This is a genomic window from Delftia sp. WY8 (assembly GCF_018437695.1).
Classification (GTDB): domain Bacteria; phylum Pseudomonadota; class Gammaproteobacteria; order Burkholderiales; family Burkholderiaceae_C; genus Comamonas; species Comamonas tsuruhatensis.
Genome location: NZ_CP049795.1, coordinates 2,786,522 through 2,804,676, shown reverse-complemented (window position 1 = coordinate 2,804,676; position 18,155 = coordinate 2,786,522). Strand labels below are relative to the sequence as shown.

At 68.8% G+C, this 18,155-nt stretch carries 24 protein-coding genes; 8 read left to right on the top strand and 16 right to left on the bottom strand.

What is annotated here, in order from left to right; genetic code table 11:
• Positions 1-2 precede the first annotated feature (2 nt).
• Positions 3-758 (top strand): exosortase H-associated membrane protein, encoded by a 756-nt coding sequence (locus tag G4D77_RS12975; protein WP_012203109.1) that lies wholly within the window; start codon positions 3-5, stop codon positions 756-758.
• A gap of 19 nt (positions 759-777) precedes the next feature.
• Here the strand turns inward: G4D77_RS12975 and ureG are convergent, their stop codons facing one another.
• From ureG to ureE, 3 genes are read right to left on the bottom strand one after another with little or no spacing between them, the layout of a single operon-like run.
• Complete coding sequence (ureG, locus tag G4D77_RS12970; protein ID WP_016446573.1) at positions 778-1,419, bottom strand: urease accessory protein UreG; 642 nt, start codon at positions 1,417-1,419, stop codon at positions 778-780.
• A gap of 20 nt (positions 1,420-1,439) precedes the next feature.
• A complete protein-coding gene (locus G4D77_RS12965) occupies positions 1,440-2,156 on the bottom strand; it encodes an urease accessory protein UreF (RefSeq protein ID WP_154836431.1) in 717 nt (238 codons plus the stop codon).
• Positions 2,149-2,799 (bottom strand): urease accessory protein UreE, encoded by a 651-nt coding sequence (gene ureE / locus G4D77_RS12960; RefSeq protein WP_154835884.1) that lies wholly within the window; start codon positions 2,797-2,799, stop codon positions 2,149-2,151. Before ureE ends, G4D77_RS12965 begins: the two co-directional genes overlap by 8 nt.
• A gap of 65 nt (positions 2,800-2,864) precedes the next feature.
• On the opposite strand from ureE, the gene G4D77_RS12955 reads away from it, so the two are divergent.
• Positions 2,865-3,092 carry an AbrB/MazE/SpoVT family DNA-binding domain-containing protein gene (locus G4D77_RS12955; protein ID WP_016446570.1) on the top strand — a complete coding sequence of 76 codons (228 nt, stop codon included), beginning with the start codon at positions 2,865-2,867 and terminating at the stop codon, positions 3,090-3,092.
• Positions 3,089-3,493, top strand: a complete 405-nt coding sequence (locus G4D77_RS12950) for a type II toxin-antitoxin system death-on-curing family toxin (RefSeq protein WP_034366858.1) — start codon at positions 3,089-3,091, stop codon at positions 3,491-3,493. Before G4D77_RS12955 ends, G4D77_RS12950 begins: the two co-directional genes overlap by 4 nt.
• 15 nt (positions 3,494-3,508) lie before the next feature.
• Here the strand turns inward: G4D77_RS12950 and ureC are convergent, their stop codons facing one another.
• The 7 genes from ureC to G4D77_RS12915 form a co-directional block, all read right to left on the bottom strand.
• A complete protein-coding gene (ureC, locus tag G4D77_RS12945) occupies positions 3,509-5,212 on the bottom strand; it encodes an urease subunit alpha (protein ID WP_154835881.1) in 1,704 nt (567 codons plus the stop codon).
• Positions 5,213-5,377: 165 nt separating this feature from the next.
• Positions 5,378-5,683: an urease subunit beta gene (locus G4D77_RS12940; RefSeq protein WP_193726252.1), complete on the bottom strand. Its 306-nt coding sequence runs from the start codon at positions 5,681-5,683 to the stop codon at positions 5,378-5,380.
• A 27-nt stretch (positions 5,684-5,710) separates the two neighbouring features.
• Positions 5,711-6,322, bottom strand: coding sequence for a HupE/UreJ family protein (locus G4D77_RS12935; protein ID WP_154835877.1), 612 nt, complete (start codon positions 6,320-6,322; stop codon positions 5,711-5,713).
• An 11-nt stretch (positions 6,323-6,333) separates the two neighbouring features.
• Positions 6,334-6,636, bottom strand: a complete 303-nt coding sequence (locus G4D77_RS12930; RefSeq protein WP_154835875.1) for an urease subunit gamma — start codon at positions 6,634-6,636, stop codon at positions 6,334-6,336.
• A gap of 17 nt (positions 6,637-6,653) precedes the next feature.
• Positions 6,654-7,562 carry an urease accessory protein UreD gene (locus G4D77_RS12925; RefSeq protein WP_070080685.1) on the bottom strand — a complete coding sequence of 303 codons (909 nt, stop codon included), beginning with the start codon at positions 7,560-7,562 and terminating at the stop codon, positions 6,654-6,656.
• A 199-nt stretch (positions 7,563-7,761) separates the two neighbouring features.
• Positions 7,762-9,000 (bottom strand): MFS transporter, encoded by a 1,239-nt coding sequence (locus G4D77_RS12920; protein WP_154835873.1) that lies wholly within the window; start codon positions 8,998-9,000, stop codon positions 7,762-7,764.
• 46 nt (positions 9,001-9,046) lie between these two features.
• Positions 9,047-9,574, bottom strand: coding sequence for a RidA family protein (locus tag G4D77_RS12915; RefSeq protein ID WP_154835871.1), 528 nt, complete (start codon positions 9,572-9,574; stop codon positions 9,047-9,049).
• Positions 9,575-9,702: 128 nt separating this feature from the next.
• On the opposite strand from G4D77_RS12915, the gene soxR reads away from it, so the two are divergent.
• A complete protein-coding gene (gene soxR, locus G4D77_RS12910) occupies positions 9,703-10,173 on the top strand; it encodes a redox-sensitive transcriptional activator SoxR (RefSeq protein ID WP_034400108.1) in 471 nt (156 codons plus the stop codon).
• A gap of 28 nt (positions 10,174-10,201) precedes the next feature.
• On the opposite strand, the gene G4D77_RS12905 is transcribed toward soxR, so the two are convergent.
• A complete protein-coding gene (locus tag G4D77_RS12905) occupies positions 10,202-11,413 on the bottom strand; it encodes an MFS transporter (protein WP_431604981.1) in 1,212 nt (403 codons plus the stop codon).
• A 271-nt stretch (positions 11,414-11,684) separates the two neighbouring features.
• Here G4D77_RS12905 and G4D77_RS12900 point away from each other — a divergent pair, with 271 nt between their 5' ends.
• On the top strand, positions 11,685-12,152 hold the full coding sequence (locus tag G4D77_RS12900) for a hypothetical protein (RefSeq protein WP_043789314.1): 468 nt from the start codon (positions 11,685-11,687) through the stop codon (positions 12,150-12,152).
• A gap of 74 nt (positions 12,153-12,226) precedes the next feature.
• Here G4D77_RS12900 and G4D77_RS12895 read toward each other — a convergent pair whose 3' ends face one another.
• Both G4D77_RS12895 and G4D77_RS12890 read right to left on the bottom strand, forming a co-directional pair.
• On the bottom strand, positions 12,227-13,177 hold the full coding sequence (locus G4D77_RS12895) for a diguanylate cyclase (protein WP_016446559.1): 951 nt from the start codon (positions 13,175-13,177) through the stop codon (positions 12,227-12,229).
• A 116-nt stretch (positions 13,178-13,293) separates the two neighbouring features.
• On the bottom strand, positions 13,294-14,358 hold the full coding sequence (locus G4D77_RS12890; protein ID WP_016446558.1) for a serine/threonine protein kinase: 1,065 nt from the start codon (positions 14,356-14,358) through the stop codon (positions 13,294-13,296).
• A 30-nt stretch (positions 14,359-14,388) separates the two neighbouring features.
• On the opposite strand from G4D77_RS12890, the gene G4D77_RS12885 reads away from it, so the two are divergent.
• Positions 14,389-15,141: a 2'-5' RNA ligase family protein gene (locus G4D77_RS12885; protein WP_154835869.1), complete on the top strand. Its 753-nt coding sequence runs from the start codon at positions 14,389-14,391 to the stop codon at positions 15,139-15,141.
• Here G4D77_RS12885 and G4D77_RS12880 read toward each other — a convergent pair whose 3' ends face one another.
• From G4D77_RS12880 to G4D77_RS12870, 3 genes are all read right to left on the bottom strand, one after another.
• Complete coding sequence (locus G4D77_RS12880) at positions 15,142-15,558, bottom strand: organic hydroperoxide resistance protein (RefSeq protein ID WP_016451896.1); 417 nt, start codon at positions 15,556-15,558, stop codon at positions 15,142-15,144.
• Between the two features lie 67 nt (positions 15,559-15,625).
• Positions 15,626-16,096 carry a MarR family winged helix-turn-helix transcriptional regulator gene (locus G4D77_RS12875; protein ID WP_154835867.1) on the bottom strand — a complete coding sequence of 157 codons (471 nt, stop codon included), beginning with the start codon at positions 16,094-16,096 and terminating at the stop codon, positions 15,626-15,628.
• A 102-nt stretch (positions 16,097-16,198) separates the two neighbouring features.
• On the bottom strand, positions 16,199-17,014 hold the full coding sequence (locus G4D77_RS12870; RefSeq protein ID WP_047218472.1) for a crotonase/enoyl-CoA hydratase family protein: 816 nt from the start codon (positions 17,012-17,014) through the stop codon (positions 16,199-16,201).
• A gap of 212 nt (positions 17,015-17,226) precedes the next feature.
• Here G4D77_RS12870 and G4D77_RS12865 point away from each other — a divergent pair, with 212 nt between their 5' ends.
• Together G4D77_RS12865 and G4D77_RS30860 are read left to right on the top strand one after the other, a co-directional pair.
• Positions 17,227-17,631 carry a helix-turn-helix domain-containing protein gene (locus tag G4D77_RS12865; protein ID WP_016446553.1) on the top strand — a complete coding sequence of 135 codons (405 nt, stop codon included), beginning with the start codon at positions 17,227-17,229 and terminating at the stop codon, positions 17,629-17,631.
• Positions 17,628-18,131, top strand: a complete 504-nt coding sequence (locus G4D77_RS30860; RefSeq protein WP_227740851.1) for a HipA N-terminal domain-containing protein — start codon at positions 17,628-17,630, stop codon at positions 18,129-18,131. Before G4D77_RS12865 ends, G4D77_RS30860 begins: the two co-directional genes overlap by 4 nt.
• Positions 18,132-18,155: the final 24 nt, after the last annotated feature.

Sequence of the window (18,155 nt, the reverse complement as noted above, 5' to 3'; positions counted from 1 at the left end):
CCATGATCGGACGCAATCCCATCTCGCGCTTCGCGGCCCTGGCCATGGGCGGCATCGTGGTGCTGACCCTGGCCTGGACGCTGGCGGCTGGCTGGCTGGCCGTGCCGGTGTCCGGCATGAGCAAGTGGGTGCTGGAGAACGCCGCCAACGGCTGGGTGCAGCGCGTGGACCTGGAGACGCCCCGCAACCTGGTCGTCAATTCCTCGGTCCAGGTCTCCAACGAGCAGACCGGCTGGCGCCGCGCCGAGGCCATCGTCGAGGTCGATCCCGCCCGCTACGGCTACGGCCTGCCGGTGCTGGTGGCCATGCTGCTGGCGGCCTGGGGGCCGGGCCGGTGGTGGCGCATCCTGGTGGGGTATGTGGCGCTGCTGCCCTTGCAGACCTTCAGCGTGGTCTCGCAGGTGCTGATGCAGCTGTGCCTTGCGGCGCGGCTCGACCTCAACGTGCTGGGCATACAGACATGGCAGCTGGAGGCCATCGTCTACGCCTACCAGATGGGCGGGCTGATGGTGCCCACGCTGTGCCCGGTGCTGCTGTGGCTGGCGCTGGACATGGGCTTTGTGCGCCGCGTGCTGCTGCCGGCCTGGAACCGCAGCCGGGCGCCTGCCGCCGCGCCCCAGCCCATGGTGGCGCCCAAACCCTCGGCCTGGCGCCAGACCGATGGCGCGGCCACCTCCACCGGCCACCCGCTGGTGTCTTCCAGCAGCGCGGCCACCCTGCCCAAGGCCAAGGCCACCAGCGGCACGCCGCAGCGCTGAAGGCCGTGCGCGGCCGACTTCAGGCCTGAGCGGGCATGGGCGGTAGCAGGCCGCGCTCGGTGATGAAGTCGATCACCTCGCGCAGGCCCTTGCCGCTTTTCACGCTGCCCATCACATAGGGCTTGTGGGCGCGCATGCGCTGCGTGTCGGCTTCCATGATGGACAGGTTGGCGCCCACGTAGGGCGCCAGGTCGGTCTTGTTGACCACCAGCAGATCGCTCTTGGTGATGCCGGGGCCGCCCTTGCGCGGAATCTTCTCGCCGCCGGCCACGTCGATCACGTAGATGGTCAGGTCCGACAGCTCGGGGCTGAAGGTGGCGGCCAGGTTGTCGCCGCCGCTTTCGATGAAGACGATGTCCGCCTCGGGGAACTGGCGCAGCATGCGGTCCACGGCCTCGAGGTTGATGGAGGCGTCCTCGCGGATGGCCGTGTGCGGGCAGCCGCCGGTCTCCACGCCCATGATGCGCTCGGGCGGCAGGGCCTCGGCCACCGTCAGCAGGCGCTGGTCTTCCTTGGTGTAGATGTCGTTGGTGATGACCACCAGGTCGTAGTGGGCGCGCATGGCCTTGCACAGCATCTCCAGCAGCGTGGTCTTGCCGGAGCCGACCGGGCCGCCGATGCCGACGCGCAGCGGGGGGAGTTTCTTGGTGCGGGTGTTCATGGTGGACTTGGGGTGAGTGATCAGGACCGGAAGAGCCGGGAGTACTGGTGTTCGTGCCGCGCCTGCAGCACGCTCCATTGGGGCAGCATGGTGTCCAGCCGGGGCGACGCCTCGCTGGCGCGGCGGCGTGCCTCGCCCACGGCCTGCTCCAGCAGCGGATGCAGGGCCAGCAGCAGGCTCTGGCCCGCCACCTGGCCCAGCGGCACGGCCTTGATGGCGGCGGCCACCTGGTTCTCCAGCCAGGCAAAGCCATAGGCCAGCAGGGCATGGTCCTCGTCGGCATCCACGGCGGCGCAGGCGCAGGCAAAGGCCGTGGGATAGGCCAGGCCAGGGTTGTCCACCAGCGCGCCCAGTTGTGCGATGCGGGGCGCAAAGGCCTCGCCGCCCCAGGGCACGGAGCGCAGCAGGCTGTGCAGCGACCAGCCCATCTGCAGCGTCTCGGCACGGGCCTCGCGGCTGTCGCGGCTGGCAATGAACCATTGGTTCCATTCGTGCACTGCCCCTTCGTCGCCTTCGCTCCAGGCCCGGCGCAGCAGCAGCCACAGCGGCGCCTCGCAGCGTGCAAAGCCGTGGACCAGCGCATCGGAAATCCAGGTGCGCGCCGTGCCGGCGTCAGTGACCAGGCCGTGCTCGATGGCGGCCTCCAGCCCCTGCGAATAGCTGAAGCCGCCCACGGGCAGCTGGGGCGATGCCAGGTGCAGCAGGGCGCACAGCCCCTGTATCGACAGGTCAGCCATGCGGATGGTCGTGGCCGTGCCCGTGTCCGCAGCAGCCTTTGTGATCATGGTCATGGTCATGGCTGTGTTCGTGGCCATGTTCATGCCCGTGGGAATGATCGTGTGAATGGCCGTGTGCGTGCCCATGGTCATGCAGCGCATACACGCTCTGCGCCAGCGCCTGGTCTTCGGCAAAGCTGGCGTCATGGCCGTGGCGGTGGCCGCCGCCATAGGCGCCGGCCTCGGGCTCGAAGGGCGCATCCACCAGGGCCACCTGCGCGCCCAGGCGCAGCAGCATGTCGTGCAGCACGGGGTCGTGTTCCAGGTGCAGGTGCGTGGGCGTGACCTCCACCGGGATATGCCGGTTGCCCAGGTGGTAGGCCGCACGCAGCAGGCCCAGCGGCGTAGCCGCCGTCACGCGCAACACCGCCTGGGGCGCGGCGCGCACGGCGACCAGGCTGCCATCCTCGGCCACCAGCACATCGCCGCCGCGCAGCACGCTGCCGCGCGCCAGCACCACGGCCAGCTCGCGCCCCGTGGAATCGATGGCCGCAAAGCGGCTCTTCTGGCGCATGTCCCAGTCCAGTTCCAGCGTGGCGGCGCGCCTGACCAGCACGGCGGCAAGGCCGCCGCCCTGGGGCATGTGTTTGTTGACGGTGAGCATGAATTGTTTCGTATTAACGTTCGTTATAACATTGCGAAGTCAATGACTTCCCTGGAGATTCCATCATGACCACTCTCAAACTCACCCAGGTCGGCAATTCCGTGGGCTTGATCCTGCCCAAGGAGATTCTGGCGAAGCTGAACCTGGGCAAAGGCGACACGGTGTATCTGACCGAGGTTGCCGACGGTGGCATCAAGCTTTCTCCGTATGACGAGGACTTCGGGCAGCAGATGGATGCAGCGCGCCTGATCATGAAAAAGCGGCGTGGTGTTTTGCGTGAGCTGGCGAAATGACCGGGAACATGCAGGTTTGGGTCTGGCTCAGCGAGGCCGTCATGCTGGCTGTTCACGAAGAGCAACTGACCGAGCATGGTGGCCCGGCGGGCGTGCGTGATGCCGGGTTGCTGGCATCCGCCCTGGCCAGGCCACGCCATCTGGCCGCTTATGGGGCGCCTGATGCGGCCGAGCTGGCAGCCAGCTATGGCTTTGGCATCGCGCGCAACCATCCCTTTGCGGATGGCAATAAACGCACAGCCTTTGTGGCGACCGAGCTGTTTCTCCATCTCAATGGCTGGGAATTGACGGCGGGTGACGAGTCCTGTGTGCTGACCATGGTGGCCTTGGCCGCAGGCGAACTGGACGAGGCCGGGTTCGCCCTCTGGATACGTGAGCACAGTGCGCCCTTGCCCCGCTGACCCCATTGCTCCCCCTTAAAAAAGAAAATACCGCTGCGCCATCGGCAGCTCGGTGGCGGGCTCGCAGGTCAGCAGCTGGCCGTCGGCCACGACCTGGTAGGTCTCGGGATCGACGCTGATGTCGGGCTGCCAGTCGTTGTGCACCATGTCGCGCTTGCTGACGCTGCGGCAGTTTTCCACGGCCACGGTGCGCTTGCGCAGACCGTAGCGGTCGGCCACGCCGGCCTGCTGGGCGGCCTGCGAGACGAAGGTGAGGCTGGCCGCCGCCACGCCGCTGCCCTGGCCCGCGAACATGGGGCGGTAGTGCACGGGCTGGGGCGTGGGGATGCTGGCGTTGGGGTCGCCCATGGCGGCGCTGGCGATGCTGCCGCCCTTGAGGATGAGGCTGGGCTTGACGCCGAAGAACGCAGGCCGCCACAGCACCAGGTCTGCCAGCTTGCCGACCTCGACCGAGCCCACGACATGGGCGATGCCATGCGTGCGTGCGGGGTTGATGGTGTACTTGGCCACGTAGCGCTTGACGCGGAAGTTGTCGTGGCGCGCGTTGTCGCCCGGCAGGCTGCCGCGCTGGACCTTCATCTTGTGCGCGGTCTGCCAGGTGCGCAGCACGACCTCGCCCACGCGGCCCATGGCCTGGCTGTCGCTGGAGATCATGGAGAAGGCGCCCAGGTCGTGCAGCACGTCCTCGGCGGCGATGGTCTCGCGGCGGATGCGGCTTTCGGCGAAGGCGATGTCCTCGGCAATCGAGGCATCCAGGTGGTGGCAGACCATGAGCATGTCCAGGTGCTCGTCCAGCGTGTTCACCGTGTAGGGCCGCGTGGGGTTGGTGGACGAGGGCAGCACGTTGGCCTCGCCGCAGACCTTGATGATGTCGGGCGCGTGGCCGCCGCCCGCGCCTTCGGTGTGGTAGGTGTGGATGGTGCGGCCCTTGAAGGCGGCCACCGTGGCCTCGACGAAGCCGCCCTCGTTGAGCGTGTCGGTGTGGATGGCGACCTGGGTGTCGGTCTCGTCGGCCACGCCCAGGCAGCAGTCGATGGCGGCGGGCGTCGATCCCCAGTCCTCGTGCAGCTTCAGGCCGATGGCGCCTGCCGCGATCTGCTCGCGCAGCGGCGCGGCCTGGCTGGCGTTGCCCTTGCCCAGCAGGCCGATGTTCATGGGGTAGCCGTCCACGGCCTGCAGCATGCGCTCCATGTGCCAGGGGCCGGGCGTGACCGTGGTGGCGAAGGTGCCCGTGGCCGGGCCCGTGCCGCCGCCGATCATGGTGGTCACGCCGCTGGTCAGCGCCTCGTCGATCTGCTGCGGGCAGATGAAGTGGATGTGCGTGTCGATGCCGCCGGCCGTGACGATCATGCCCTCGCCCGCAATGATTTCCGTGCCGGGGCCGATGACGATGGTCACGCCCGGCTGCATGTCCGGGTTGCCGGCCTTGCCTATGCCTGCGATCAGCCCGTTCTTGATGGCGATGTCGGCCTTGACGATGCCCCAGTGGTCGATGATCACGGCATTGGTGATGACGGTGTCGGCGCAGTCGGCGGCCATGCGCTGGCTCTGGCCCATGCCGTCGCGGATGACCTTGCCGCCGCCGAACTTGACCTCTTCGCCGTAGATCGTGTGGTCCTTCTCGATCTCGATGACCAGGGCCGTGTCGGCCAGCCGCAGGCGGTCGCCCACGGTGGGGCCGAACATCTCGGCATAGGCCTTACGCGTGATGCTTGCCATAGCATTCCCTTTCTGTTGTCTACGACGCTATGCGTTGCTCGTTGTACTTAAAACCGGCGTGGTCCACCCCGGGGACACCGAGGAAGGGCCGCCCCGCACCGAGGGTGTCGTCCCCCTCCCGCGAAGCGAGAGAGGGGGAAGCGGCGTAGCCGCTCAGGGGGTACTTCAAAGCCTGCCCATCACCTTGGCGTTGAAGCCGAAGATGATGCGGTCGCCGGAGATTTCCACGAGTTCCACGGTGCGCTCCTGCCCGGGCTCGAAGCGCACGGCCGTGCCGGCCGCGATGTTCAGCCGCCAGCCGCGTGCGGCGGCGCGGTCGAAGTGCAGGGCCTCGTTGACCTCGAAGAAATGAAAGTGCGAGCCCACCTGCACGGGCCGGTCGCCGGTGTTGGTGACCGTGAGGGTCTGCACGGGCCGGCCTGCGTTCAGGAGGATCTCGCCGGGCTCGGCCAGCAGTTCGCCGGGGGTGATGCGCTCGGTCATGTGCGGCTCCCGCGCTCAGCCTGCCAGGGCTGCTGCGCCATAGCCCATGGCGGCCACGCCGGCCAGGCGTGCGGCCCAGGCCGATGCCGTGCCGCCGCGCATGGCCCGGCCAAAGGCCACGCCCAGCGCATGCAGCACCAGCGTGGTGGCGACCATGCCCGCCATGTAGGCCCAGAACACGGCTGCGGGCAGCGCGTGGGGGAAGACCTCGCCATGCGCGTATCCGTGGAACAGCGCGAAGGCGCCGGCCAGCACCATGGCCAGGGCCACGGGCAGGCGGCGCTGGGCCACCAGCAGCAGGCCGAAGGCCAGCAGCGAGGCAGCCACCATGGGCTCGACGGCCGGCAGCTCCAGCGGGGTCTGCGTCAGCGCCAGGCCCAGCGCCATGCATGCGGCAAAGGCCACGGGCGGCAGCCACTGGCGCTGGAGCATCAGCCCGCACCACAGGCCCAGCGCCAGCATGGCCAGCAGATGGTCCAGGCCCGCAATGGGATGGGACAGCCCGGCCATCAGGGCCTGCATGGCGCCGTCGCCGGCATGCAGGTGGGCGCCGGCCCCCGTATGGGCGCTGGCAGCCGTGGCGGCGGCCAGCAGGGCCGGGGCGAGCAGAAGGCGGGGATGGAACATGGCGGATCTCCTCAAACGATCGGGTGATGAACGGTGACCAGCTTGGTGCCGTCCGGGAAAGTGGCTTCGACCTGGATGTCCGGGATCATTTCTGGGATGCCCTCCATCACATCGGCGCGCGTCAGCACCGTGGTGCCCAGGTGCATGAGCTCGGCCACGGTCCTGCCGTCGCGCGCCCACTCCAGCACGGCAGCGCTGATCAGCGCCACGGCCTCGGGGTAGCTGAGCTTCAGGCCGCGCGCCTTGCGCCGCTCGGCCACCAGGGCTGCGGTGAACAGCAGCAGCTTGTCTTTTTCACGCGGGGTGAGTTCCATGGATGAGTCTCCGTTGATCAGGTGGCCCAGAGGCGGGGAGGGCGGGCAGGCATGTCCAGCAGTGCGGGGCGCAGCAGGCGCCAGCCTTCATGCAGCACGGCCCGTGCCGCCTCCATGCGCCGCGCCAGCACGCGCAGCAGCAGCACCGAGGGCGCGCCGCCCTGGCCGGCCAGCAGGCTGGCGCCGGCGCGCACTTCGTCGCTCCAGGGCAGGCTGGCGGCCAGTTGCTCGCTCAATGGCTCCATGGAAGCCAGGGGTTCCGGTGCCACGGCCCAGAGGCTGGCCTGTATGGGCAAGCCTGCCCAGGCAACCGGGCTGGACAGCAGGGCATGGCCGCAGTGCAGCTCGCCCTGTTCCAGCCACAGTGGCAGGCCCGCATGGGTCAGCCGGTTGTGAAGCTGCAGCCGCGCAGGCGGTGCGTCGGCATGGTTCCAGTGCTCGCCTGCGCCATAGCGGCCCAGCACCGTGGCGTCCCAGCCGATGGCGCGCGCACCCGGGGCAAGCTCCAGGTCCAGCGCCATGGTGGCGTCGGCACCGGCGAACAGCATGTTTTCCTGCGGCAGCCATTCCAGGATGGCGCCTTCTTCCACGCGCAGCCGCACGCGCTGCGCGGCCGGGCGGCCCTGGGACTTGTACCAGCGCGTGGCGCCTGGCGTGGTCAGCAGGGCGTGGGCGCCGGGCTCCACGGTCACATCGATCTGCAACTGGTCGCCGCCGGCCACGCCGCCGGGCGGGTGCAGCAGCACGGCATGGCAGATGCCGGGGCCTTCGGGGTGCAGCGGTTTTTGCACGCGCAGCGGGCCGCTGTGGCGTGCGTGGGAAAGCACGCTGCCCTGGCCGGCACGGTGCCCGAAGCGCAGCTCCAGCATGGCCTGCCAGCCCGAGGCGGACGTGGGCACGGCGGTGATCGGTAGCGCTGCGGACATGGGGGGCGGACGGTACAGGGCGTGTGGGTGGTAACGGCCTTCCGTCATGCATTTAGCGTGCCAATCCGGTGCAGTGGTGGCTGCGCCCTGCTGGTGCGCTGGCGCATCGGATTGGTGCGTGCGCTGCCATGCGCAGCGCGGAATGTGGCACGCTTGCGGTGCATTCCTGCGCCGCCGTGCCGCAGGTTGGTGCGATGCCCTACGCCCGTGCCTTGGCCTGGCGCGCCAGGCTTCTGTCCCAGGCGACCACGGCCAGCGTGCACAGGCTCAGGGCCAGGCCTGCAACGCTGGCACCCGTCCATCCCCAGTGCAGCCACACCGTCGAGCCCACGGCCGAGCCCAGCGAGGCGCCGATGAAGTACCCCGTCATGTAGACCGCATTGATGCGCGATCGCGCCGAAGGCGCCAGCGCGTAGATCACGTTCTGGTTGCTGATGTGCAGGGCCTGCAGCGCAGCATCGACGATGAGCAGCCCCGCCAGGAACCACCACAGGCTGGTGCCGCCCAGCCACAGCGCCCCCCAGCCCGCCAGCATGAGCAGGCCGCCGGCCAGCGTGGTGCGCTGCTCCAGCCCCCGGTCGGCCAGCCGGCCGGCCATGTTGGCCATGAGGGCGCCGGCCACGCCGACCAGGCCGATGAGGCCGATCTGCGCATCGCCGAACCCGTAGCCCGGCCCGGCCAGCAGCAGCGCCATGGTGGAGAACAGCACGCTCACCGTGGCAAAGCCCATGCCGCCGATCAGCGCCCGGCTGCGCAGGCGCGGCTGCTCGCGCGCCAGCGTGAGCAGGGAGCGCATCACCGCGCCATAGCCGATGCGCTGGGCCGGCTGCGCCAGCGGCAGCGCGCGCCGCAGCAGCAGGGCCACGCCGGCCGTGGCCAGGGCACCGACCCAGTACACGGCATTCCAGCCGCCCAGGTCCGAGAGCACGCCGGCCACGCTGCGCGAGGCCAGGATGCCGATCAGCAGCCCGCTCATGACCAGGCCCACGGCGCGCCCGCTGGCGCCGGGCGCCGCAAAGCTGGCCGCCATGGGCACCAGCACCTGGGCCGCGACCGAGAACAGCCCCGTCATCAGCGTGCCCGCCGCCAGCAGCGCAAAGCTGTGCGCCATGCCGCTGGCCAGCATGCCCAGCGCGGCCAGCAGCATCAGGCCCAGCACCAGGCGGCGGCGTTCCAGCATGTCGCCCAGGGGCACGAGCAGCAGCAGTCCCAGCGCATAGGAGACCTGGGCCATGGTCACCGTCAGCGAGGCACGCGCCTCGCTGATGCCCAGGTCCATGGCGATGGAGTGCAGCAGCGGCTGGTTGAAGTAGTTGGCGCCCGCGCACAGGCCGCAGGCCGTGGCCATGAGCAGCAGGGTGCTCTGGGGCAGCACGGGCGCGGCGGTGGCCTGCATGGGCGGCGAGGGCAGGGCGGGGGCCGGGGAGGATCTGTTCATCGGACGAATGCCTGTGGTATCTGCTGATGGGTGGCAAGCGGATGGCTCAGACCCACAGCGGCGGCCGCGCCGGCTGGGCGGTGGCGGGCAGTGCGGCCACGGCATCGATCTCGATCAGCATGCCGGGCAGGGCCAGCCGGGGCACGGGGATCAGGGTGCAGGCCGGAAAGCGCGGCAGGGTATTGCTGGGGGCGCCATCGCCGGGGGCACCGTCGCTCCAATGCAGGCGCACGGCGGCCTGCCAGTCGTTGAAGCGGGCCTCCGAGTGGTCCACGATGAGCAGGGTCAGCTTGACCACCTGGCCCATGTCCGCGCCCGCCGCCTGCAGCGCCAGCTTGAGGTTGGACAGGGCCTGCTGCGCCTGGGCCGCGAAGCTGTCGGGCAAGTCGCCCGCCTGGTTCTCGCCGCCCTGGCCCGAGACGAAGGCCCATTGCGCCGGCCCGTGCACGGTGACCACATGGGTGTAGCCGTTGGGCGTGGCGTCGTAGAGGCCGGCGGGCTGCAGATGGTGCAGTTGCGGGGCCGTGGAAGCGGCGGGCTGTGCCGAGGCGGCTGGAAGTGCGTCGTGTTGCATGGTGGGCCTGGAGTCCGAAAGTGCGCCGGCTGGACCGGTGAGGCTTGCCAGTGTGAAACCTCAACCAAAGTTGAGGTCAAATGCAGGCCTGCTTGGACCTATTTTTCCTGCGCCTATTTTCTGCTGCCATGAATCTGTCTTCTGCCGGTGTCACCGCGTCCGACCATGACGGGCCGGCCATCCTCTCCGTGGGCGAAGTGGCCCGGCGCAGTGGCATCACCGTCTCGGCCCTGCATTTCTACGAGCGCCAGGGGCTGATCGAGAGCCTGCGCACGCCCGGCAACCAGCGCCGCTATGCGCGTGCCGTGCTGCGGCGCGTGGCCGTCATCAGGGTGGCCCAGCGCATGGGCGTGCCGCTGGCCGAGATTGCCGAGGCGCTGCAGGAGCTGCCCAGCGGCCGCACGCCCACGCAGGCCGACTGGAGCGCGCTGTCCGCGCGCTGGCGCCATGCGCTGGATGCGCGCATCCAGGGGCTGACCCAGCTGCGCGACCAGATCGACGGCTGCATTGGCTGCGGCTGCCTGTCCCTCAAGGTCTGCCCGCTGCGCAATGACGGCGATTGCCTGGCCAAGGACGGGCCGGGGCCGCACTTTCGCTGAACAGCCTGCGCGTGGGCGCGAACAGGCCCTAGTGCTTGGGCATGGGCAGCGTGGGCGTGCGCGTGCACATCCAGCACAGCCAGCCGGCCAGCGCGCCCATGACGATGCAGTAGGCGACCAGGGCCTCGGTGATGCCGATGTGGTCCGAGAGCCAGCCCAGGCCGAGGATGGGCACGATGGTGCCCAGGTAGCCGACCACCAGGTACGTGGACAGCAGGCCCGTGCGCGTGGCCGGTGTCGAGACCTTGTTGACGATGGACATGCCCGCCAGGTTGCACAGGCCGTGGCCCGCCGCCGTGGCGATCACGCTGAGCGCGAACAGCAAGGCCGAGCCCGCAAAGCTGTTGACCAGCAGCAGGAGGTTGCAGGCCACCAGGCAGGCAAAGCCCAGAATGGCCGAGCCCTTGGTCGGGCGCGGGCGCGCCAGGTACTGGAAGCCCGCCGAGAGGAACAGGATCACGCCGATGGACAGGCCCGAAACGGCCGGCCCATGCCAGGGCACCATGCGCTGCATGAAGCTGGGCGCCAGCGATGCGAACAGGCTGAACATGCCGAAGGCGCAGAACGCACACATGCCGCCCAGCGCGTAGTGGCGCGCAAAGCGGCGCTCGGGCAGGGTGATGGTGGGCATGAAATCACGCCAGTGCAGCGCGCGTGCCTGGGTGGAGGCCAGCTCCGCCGGCTCGGCGATGCGCACCTGGTACAGCGCATAGACGGCCAGCAGGCCCAGCCCCAGCGACGGAATGTAGGCCGTGACCAGCGGCCAGGGCAGCCACTGCGCGATCAGCCCGCCCACCACGGGGCCCAGCCCGAAGCCGAAGGCAATGGTCAGGCTGGTCGTGGCCGCGGCGCGCTGCAGGTCGCCCCGGTTGTTGAGCCGGGTCATGCCCACCGAGGCCGAGGTGGTGATCAGCCCCGAAGCCACGCCGATCACCACGCGGCCCAGCGCAAAGCTGGGCACGTTCCAGGCCACGGTGGAGGCCAGCACGCCCAGCGTCATCAGGATCAGCCCGGCGCGCAGCACGGCGACAAAGCCGAAGCGGTCGGTCAGCCGGCCCAGGAACAGCAGGCTGGCCAGTGCGCCGAACATGTAGGCCACGAAGATCTGCGTGATGTGGCTGGGCTGCAGCCCCCAGGCCTGCTGGTACAGCGGGTACAGCGGGCTGGCCAGGGCCGTGCCCATGACACCCACGCACATGGAAAAACACACCCACGCATAGGGCGGCCAACGGGTTTGCATAGAAAAAGGGAACGCGAAGAAGACGAAAGCGAGGGAAAGAGGCGCCGCGCAGGCCTTGCGCCCCGAGGCGCCGCGGCACTGTCCGGGAGCGCATGGAATCTGGAATGACCCGCAGGCCAATGGGTGAATTCTAAGAAACCCGCGTGTCCTGGGTGTTTCGCCGCCTCCGAGCCCCTGGCATGCACCCGGGCATACCGCTGGCATCGTGCGCCAGGCGGGCGGGTGTACCCTGTGGCCGTCCCTGTGTTTTCCCTTGTCCAGAGAGTCCGGCATGCCAGTTCCACCCACCGCCTTCATCACCTGCCCGCCATTGCGCAAGGCGGCTGGTGCCGCGCTTGCCGCCTGCGCGCTGCTGCTGGCCGGTTGCGGCTCGGTAGGCGGCGGCGTGGGCATAGGCATTCCCGTCGGCCCGGTATCGGTGGGCGTCGGGCTGGGCAGCGGCGGGCTGAGCGCCGGCGTCGGCACGGGCGTGGGGCCGCTGGGCGTTGGCGTGGGCGTCAACCAGAGCGGCCAGGTCCTGGGCAGCGCCGGCGTGGGCGCCTCCACGGGCGTGGGCGGCGCGCGGGTGGGTGTGGGCGTGGGCTCGTCCACCGTGCTGCACGACCCGCAGCGCTCCGCCACCCAAACACCGCAGGAGCCCGCACCTGCAGCGCCCTCCCAGACACCCGCCAGCCAGTTGCAATGGCGCGACGCCAGCGGTCAGGTCGTACCGGCCTGCCGCGTCGACGGGCGTTGCTAACGCTTAAGCGTATGCGTCGCCCTGGAAGGTGCGCCTGGCCCAGCCTAGGGCAGCCGCTCAGGGGGAGCTTCGGTTCACCCCGCCCAGACGATACGGTCCCGGCCCGCGTTCTTGGCGAGGTACAGGCGCCGGTCGGCATCGGCCAGCAATTGGTCGGCGCTGTTGTCGGGCGAAGGCGCCATGCTGGCCACACCCAGGCTGACGGTCAGCGCATGGCCCAGGGGCGAGGCGGCGTGGGGCAGGTCCAGCGCCCTGAGCGCATCGACGATGCCCTGCGCAACCAGCACCGCGCCGTCCAGCGCCGTATGGGGCAGCAGGCAGACGAATTCCTCGCCGCCATAGCGCGCCAGCAGGTCGCCAGGCCGGTGCAGCGCGCCCTGTATGGCCTGGGACAGCTGGCTCAGGCATTCATCGCCGACCAGATGGCCGTAGTGGTCGTTGTAGGCCTTGAAGTGGTCCACATCGATCATCACCAGCGACAGCGGCTCGCCCAGCCGCTGCAGGCGCATGAACTCGCGCTCCAGCTGGGCGCCGAAAAAGCGCCGGTTGGCCGTGCCCGTCAGCCCGTCGCTGTGCGAGAGCAGCTGCAGCATCTTGCGCTGCTGTGCAATCTCCAGATGCGTGCGCACACGCGCCTTGAGCACGGGCGGGCGAAAGGGCTTGGTCACGAAATCCACCGCGCCCAGGTTCAGTCCCAGTTCCTCGCAATGGGGCTCGGTCAGCGCCGTGAGAAAGATGACGGGGATGTGGGCGGTTTCCAGGTCCGCCTTCAGGCGCCGGCAGACCTCGAAGCCGTCCATCTCGGGCATGCGGATGTCCAGCAGGATGAGGTCGGGCAGGTACTGGCGGGCCAGGGTCAGCGCGTCCTCGCCCGTGTGGGCCATGAGCACGCTGCACAGATCCTTGATCACCTGGCAGATGATGGCGGCGTTGTCCGGGACGTCGTCCACCACAAGCACCTTCTGCCCGGCAGGCAAGGGCTGTAGCGGGTTGGGCAGCGTAGGGGGGAAGGCGGAGTAGGGCATGGCCGGTGGGATTTCGGGCCGAGAATACCCCGGAACCCGCAGCCCTGGATAGGGCGCAGGGGGTCTGGACAATTTGTAAAGATCTCTGTCTTCGGCAGGCAGGCGGCCCGGTGGCCTCAGGCGTATAGAGGCTCTTCCTGCATCGCCTCGATCTGCTCGTTGAGCATGTCCACCTGCCCGCGCCAGTAGTCGGGCGTGCCGAACCAGGGGAAGTTGATGGCAAAGATCGGGTCGTCCTGGCGCCGCGCCAGCCAGGCGCTGTAGTGGATGAGGCGCAGCGTGCGCAGCGGCTCGATCAGGGCCAGCTCGCGGCGGTCGAAGGGGCGGAACTGTTCATAGCCATCCAGCAGGGCCCCCAGCTGGCGCGTGCGCTGGCTGCGGTCGCCCGACAGCAGCATCCACAGGTCCTGCACGGCCGGGCCCGTGCGCGCATCGTCCAGGTCCACGAAGTGCGGGCCGCCATGGCCTTCGTCGTCCAGCGGCGTCCACAGCACGTTGCCGGGATGGCAGTCGCCGTGCAGGCGCAGCGTGCGCGCGCTGTGCAGGCCGAAGTGGCCGGCTGCGCTCAGGCCGTCGGCAGCGGGTGCCATCAGCTCAAGGGCGCGCTGGCAGGCGGCTTTCCAGGTGGATTCCACCTCCAGCGGAATCATTTTCCGGTCCAGCAGCCATTGCATGGAGTCGTGGCCGAAGGTGGCCAGATCCAGCGCGGGCCGGTGCACAAACGGGCGGGCTTCGCCCACGGTGTGGATGCGGGCCAGGAAGCGCCCGGTCCACTCCAGCACCTCGAAATCGTCCAGCTCGGGCGGGCGGCCACCGCGCCAGGGGCTGACCGAGAAATCAAAGCCCGCGTAGCTGTGCAGCGTGGCACCTGCCAGCACCAGCGGGGGCACGGCAGGCACTTCGGCGGCCGTCAGCTCGGCGCTGAAGGCGTGCTCCTCCAGGATCTGATCGCGGCTCCAGCGGCCCGGGCGGTAGAACTTCAGCACCACGCGTTCGCCGTCCTCCAGCACGGCCTGGTAGACGCGGTTTTCGTAGGAGGCCAGGGCCGTGAGCCGGCCATCGCCCCACAGGCCGACCGAGGCCAGTGCGTCGAGCACGGCGTCGGGCGTGAGCCGGGCATAGGCGTGCGAACCGGCATCGGGGACGGCACTCAGATCAGGATCGTATGGTGTGGCAGACATGGGGCGATTGTCGCCGGGCTGGCTTAAGCTTTGCGTCCGCCCGACAACGCCGATCCGCCCGCCGTGCCGCTGCTGCCCCACTTCCTGCAATCCCATGCCATCGCCAGTGCGGCCGGGCCATCCGACGACTGGAGCGCCTGGCACCTCGGCCGTGGCCGCTATGCGGTCTGGGTGGTGACGATGCAGGCGCTGGCCCCGCCTGTGCGCGACGCCGTGCAAGCCGCCTGTGCGCAGGCACGCCGCTGGCTGGGCGCGGCGCTGGTCCCGCACTGCCAGCGGCAACTGCACGTGACCCTGGCCACCGCGGGCTTTCTGGATGGCGGTGCGCAACTGCCGCAGGCCTACGGCGCGGCGCAACTGTCGCGCAACCTGCTCGCGCTGCAGCACCTGCCGGCCGCGCCGCTGCAGCTGGAGTTCGGTGGCTGGGGAAGTTTCGAGATGGCGCCCTACCTTCAGGTGCGCGACGACAGGCCGGACGGCTGCACGCTGCAAGGACTGCATGGCGTGCTCGCGCAGACAGGGCCAGGGCTGGCGCTGACCGAGGCGATGCGCCCCTACGTGCCCCATGTGACGCTGGGCGCCTGGAGCGCTGCCTGGCCCCGTGACCAGGTGCTGCAATGGATGAGCGGCCTGCCAATGCAGGAGCACTGGCAGGCCGCCGTGGGCGAGATCGCGCTGGTCAGCTATGCAGCCGATGTGCTGCACGGGCCGTTGACCTGTCACGCCCGCTACGACCTCCTGGGCCGCAGGCTGCACTGGCTGCAGAGGCCGGACTGGGCCTGATCAGGCCAGGGTGATCTGCACGTCGATGTTGCCGCGCGTGGCGTTGGAGTAGGGGCAGACCTGGTGGGCCGCGTCCACCAGGGCCTGGGCGGCGGCCCTGTCCATGCCGGGCAGGCTGACCTTCAGGCGCGCGGCGATGCCGTAGGCGTTGGGGATGGTGCCCAGGTCCACTTCGGCGTCGATGGCCAGGTCCTGCGGCAGGCTGATCTTCTGCTTGCCGGCCACGGCCTTGATGGCGCCGATGAAGCAGGCCGAGTAGCCGGCGGCGAACAGTTGCTCGGGGTTGGTGCCCGTGCCGCTGGTGCCTGGCGAGGACAGGGTCACATCCAGGCGTCCGTCATCGGTGCGCGAGGCGCCGTCGCGGCCGCCGGTGGTGTGGGCACGTGCGGTGTAGAGGACTTTTTCGAGCTGGGCCATGGTGTCTTCCTTTTGCAAAGTTGTCCGGCGGTGCGGACGGGTGGAGGAAATCGTCTGTGGGTGGTCGTCAATCGCTGCGGCGCGGCACCAGCCGCTGGCGCAGTGCGCCCAGTCGCTGCGTCAGCGCCTGCAACTCGGGCAGCGTGCACTGCGTGCTCTGCAGCACGCAGGCGGGAATCTTTTCAGCCGCATCGCGCAGCGCCCGGCCTTGCGGCGTGAGCGTGATGCGCACGCGCCTTTCGTCCTGCGCATCGCGCACCCGCTCCAGCAGGCCCGCGCCTTCCAGGCGCTTGAGCAACGGGGTCAGCGTGCCCGAATCCAGATACAGCTGTTCGCCGATCTCGGACACGGTCAGGCCGTCGCGCTCCCACAGCACCAGCATCACCAGGTACTGCGGATAGGTCAGGCCGATGCCATCGAGCAGGGGCTTGTACAGCTTGGTCATGGCCAGCGATGCCGAGTACAGCGCGAAGCAGACCTGGTTGTCCAGGCGCAGAAGTTCGGAGCTGTCGAGAGGAAGGGGGTGGCTGCTGGGCATGGGTTTAATTATTGCTGTCAATTAAATTGTGCACAACTTAATTTGAAAAACCCCTTCGGATCGGAAGGTGAAGATCCGCAGGGGTCGAGGGACCGAGGGGGCCTATCGGCCCGTGAAGCGAGCGGGGCGTTTCTCGATGAAGGAGCGCACGCCCTCGGCCGCATCCTCGCTGCTGGCCAGGCGCTGCTGCACGGGAATGAAGTCGGCCACGGCGGCGGCCTGGCCCAGCTCGATGGCCTTGAGCACATTGAGCCGCGTGGCCACCACGGCCTGCGGGGCCTGGGCGGCAATGCGCTCGGCAATGCGCAGCGCCTCGGCCAGCTCCTCGCCGGCCGGCACCACCTTCTGCACGAAGTTCAGGCGATAGGCCTCGGCGCTGTCGAATTCGTCGGCCGTCAGCAGGTGCAGCATGGCATTGCCCACGCCCGCACGTTCGGCCATGCGCAGCGTGGCGCCGCCCGTGGGCATGATGCAGCGCTGCACCTCCAGCTGGGAAAAGCGGCAGTCGTCGGCCGCGACCACGATGTCGGCGCCCAGCATCAGCTCGATGCCCACCGTGAAGCAAATGCCCTTGACCGCCACCACCATGGGCTTGGCGCGGCGCCGGTAGCCGACCAGGCCGTAGTCGTGCGGCTCCACCAGGCCTTGCGGGATGGCCTTCCTGCCCGAGCGCAGGTACTCCGCCATCACCGGCAGGTCCAGCCCCGCCGTGAAATGGCTGCCGAACGCATGCAGCACGCCCACGCGCAATTGCGGGTCGTCGTCCAGCCGGGTATAGGCCTCGGCCAGCTGCTGGAACATGGGGGGCGTCCAGCCGTTGCGCTTGGCGGGACGGTTGATGCCGATCAGCAGCACATGGCCGCGCACTTCGCAGCTGATGCAGCCTTCGGGCGGCGGGGTGGGGGTGTTGATGTCCATGCGTGTCTCCTGCGCATGGACCTTAGAGCAGGCCAGGGATGGGTGCAGTCGCGCAGAGGACGGTTGAAAACGAAATGAATATCTAAGCAATGCTTTCGTTTTCTGAGGTTTGGGAAGCTGATCGATGAAAATCGATAAGTTCGTTTCGATTCATTGCCAGCGCCATTGCCGATCGATAAGATCGAAACCATGCTTTCGATTTCATTGAAGCCATGAAGATCTCCATCGACTCTGTGGATGCACTCGGTGACGCGGTATGGGCCGTTCGCAAGGCGCGGCGCTTGCGCCAGGACGATGCAGCAGGCGCCGCAGGCGTGAGCCATGTCTTTGTGCGGGACGTGGAGCGCGGCAAGCCCACGGTCCAGTTTGGGCGCGTGCTGCAACTGCTGTCCGAACTGGGAATCGAGGTGCTCATCGACCTTCCCGAGGGAACCGAGCAGGCCTATCTGCAGCGCCGCCAGGCCAGGCTGCCACCTGAGTCCCATGGTTCCCACGAGTACCGAACGCGCCAGGGCGCACCGGACGGAGGGCCAGCCGCTGAAGTCAGGGAGGAGCCCGGTGCCCGCGACTCGGACGATGCGTTCTTCCGCACCGCCTTCGAAAAGAACAGGCCGTGACCGCACGCATCCTGGACGTATTCATCAACGGCCGGCTTGCCGGAAAGCTGGTCGAAAACAGGGATGTCTGGGGCTTTGCCTATGAGGAGGAGTGGATGGGCGACCCTCGCGCTTTCCCATTGGCGCCCGGCATTTCCTTGGCAAAGCGCAGGCACATCGACGGATCTACGCACCGCAGCGTCCAATGGTTCTTCGACAACCTGCTGCCCGAGGAAGCACTGCGCAGTGCGATCAGCAAAGAGCTGGAGGTGAATGAGCACGATGCCTTCGGCCTGTTGCAGGCCCTTGGCGCGGAATCGGCCGGATCCCTGGTCCTGCTGCCGCCTGGGGCGGGTGCAGCCGAGCGCGGCGCAAGGAGGCTGGAGTTCGGCGAACTGTCACTAAGACTCAGGAACTTGCCGCGCACATCCTTGCATGCCGGATCACCCAAGCGCATGTCCCTGGCTGGAGCGCAGCACAAAATGGTGGTGCTGTACGACGAGAAAACCGCTCGCCTGTAGGAACCCTTCCAAGGGACGGCTTCC

Excerpts from the sequence above, each read along its gene's own strand:
- G4D77_RS12975 (WP_012203109.1), top strand. The coding sequence starts at position 3 with ATGATCGGACGCAATCCCATCTCGCGCTTCGCGGCCCTGGCCATGGGC.
- ureG (WP_016446573.1), bottom strand. The coding sequence starts at position 1,419 with ATGAACACCCGCACCAAGAAACTCCCCCCGCTGCGCGTCGGCATCGGC.
- G4D77_RS12965 (WP_154836431.1), bottom strand. The coding sequence starts at position 2,156 with ATGGCTGACCTGTCGATACAGGGGCTGTGCGCCCTGCTGCACCTGGCA.
- ureE (WP_154835884.1), bottom strand. The coding sequence starts at position 2,799 with ATGCTCACCGTCAACAAACACATGCCCCAGGGCGGCGGCCTTGCCGCC.
- G4D77_RS12955 (WP_016446570.1), top strand. The coding sequence starts at position 2,865 with ATGACCACTCTCAAACTCACCCAGGTCGGCAATTCCGTGGGCTTGATC.
- G4D77_RS12950 (WP_034366858.1), top strand. The coding sequence starts at position 3,089 with ATGACCGGGAACATGCAGGTTTGGGTCTGGCTCAGCGAGGCCGTCATG.
- ureC (WP_154835881.1), bottom strand. The coding sequence starts at position 5,212 with ATGGCAAGCATCACGCGTAAGGCCTATGCCGAGATGTTCGGCCCCACC.
- G4D77_RS12935 (WP_154835877.1), bottom strand. The coding sequence starts at position 6,322 with ATGTTCCATCCCCGCCTTCTGCTCGCCCCGGCCCTGCTGGCCGCCGCC.
- G4D77_RS12930 (WP_154835875.1), bottom strand. The coding sequence starts at position 6,636 with ATGGAACTCACCCCGCGTGAAAAAGACAAGCTGCTGCTGTTCACCGCA.
- G4D77_RS12925 (WP_070080685.1), bottom strand. The coding sequence starts at position 7,562 with ATGTCCGCAGCGCTACCGATCACCGCCGTGCCCACGTCCGCCTCGGGC.
- G4D77_RS12920 (WP_154835873.1), bottom strand. The coding sequence starts at position 9,000 with ATGAACAGATCCTCCCCGGCCCCCGCCCTGCCCTCGCCGCCCATGCAG.
- G4D77_RS12915 (WP_154835871.1), bottom strand. The coding sequence starts at position 9,574 with ATGCAACACGACGCACTTCCAGCCGCCTCGGCACAGCCCGCCGCTTCC.
- soxR (WP_034400108.1), top strand. The coding sequence starts at position 9,703 with ATGAATCTGTCTTCTGCCGGTGTCACCGCGTCCGACCATGACGGGCCG.
- G4D77_RS12905 (WP_431604981.1), bottom strand. The coding sequence starts at position 11,413 with ATGCAAACCCGTTGGCCGCCCTATGCGTGGGTGTGTTTTTCCATGTGC.
- G4D77_RS12900 (WP_043789314.1), top strand. The coding sequence starts at position 11,685 with ATGCCAGTTCCACCCACCGCCTTCATCACCTGCCCGCCATTGCGCAAG.
- G4D77_RS12895 (WP_016446559.1), bottom strand. The coding sequence starts at position 13,177 with ATGCCCTACTCCGCCTTCCCCCCTACGCTGCCCAACCCGCTACAGCCC.
- G4D77_RS12890 (WP_016446558.1), bottom strand. The coding sequence starts at position 14,358 with ATGTCTGCCACACCATACGATCCTGATCTGAGTGCCGTCCCCGATGCC.
- G4D77_RS12880 (WP_016451896.1), bottom strand. The coding sequence starts at position 15,558 with ATGGCCCAGCTCGAAAAAGTCCTCTACACCGCACGTGCCCACACCACC.
- G4D77_RS12875 (WP_154835867.1), bottom strand. The coding sequence starts at position 16,096 with ATGCCCAGCAGCCACCCCCTTCCTCTCGACAGCTCCGAACTTCTGCGC.
- G4D77_RS12870 (WP_047218472.1), bottom strand. The coding sequence starts at position 17,014 with ATGGACATCAACACCCCCACCCCGCCGCCCGAAGGCTGCATCAGCTGC.
- G4D77_RS12865 (WP_016446553.1), top strand. The coding sequence starts at position 17,227 with ATGAAGATCTCCATCGACTCTGTGGATGCACTCGGTGACGCGGTATGG.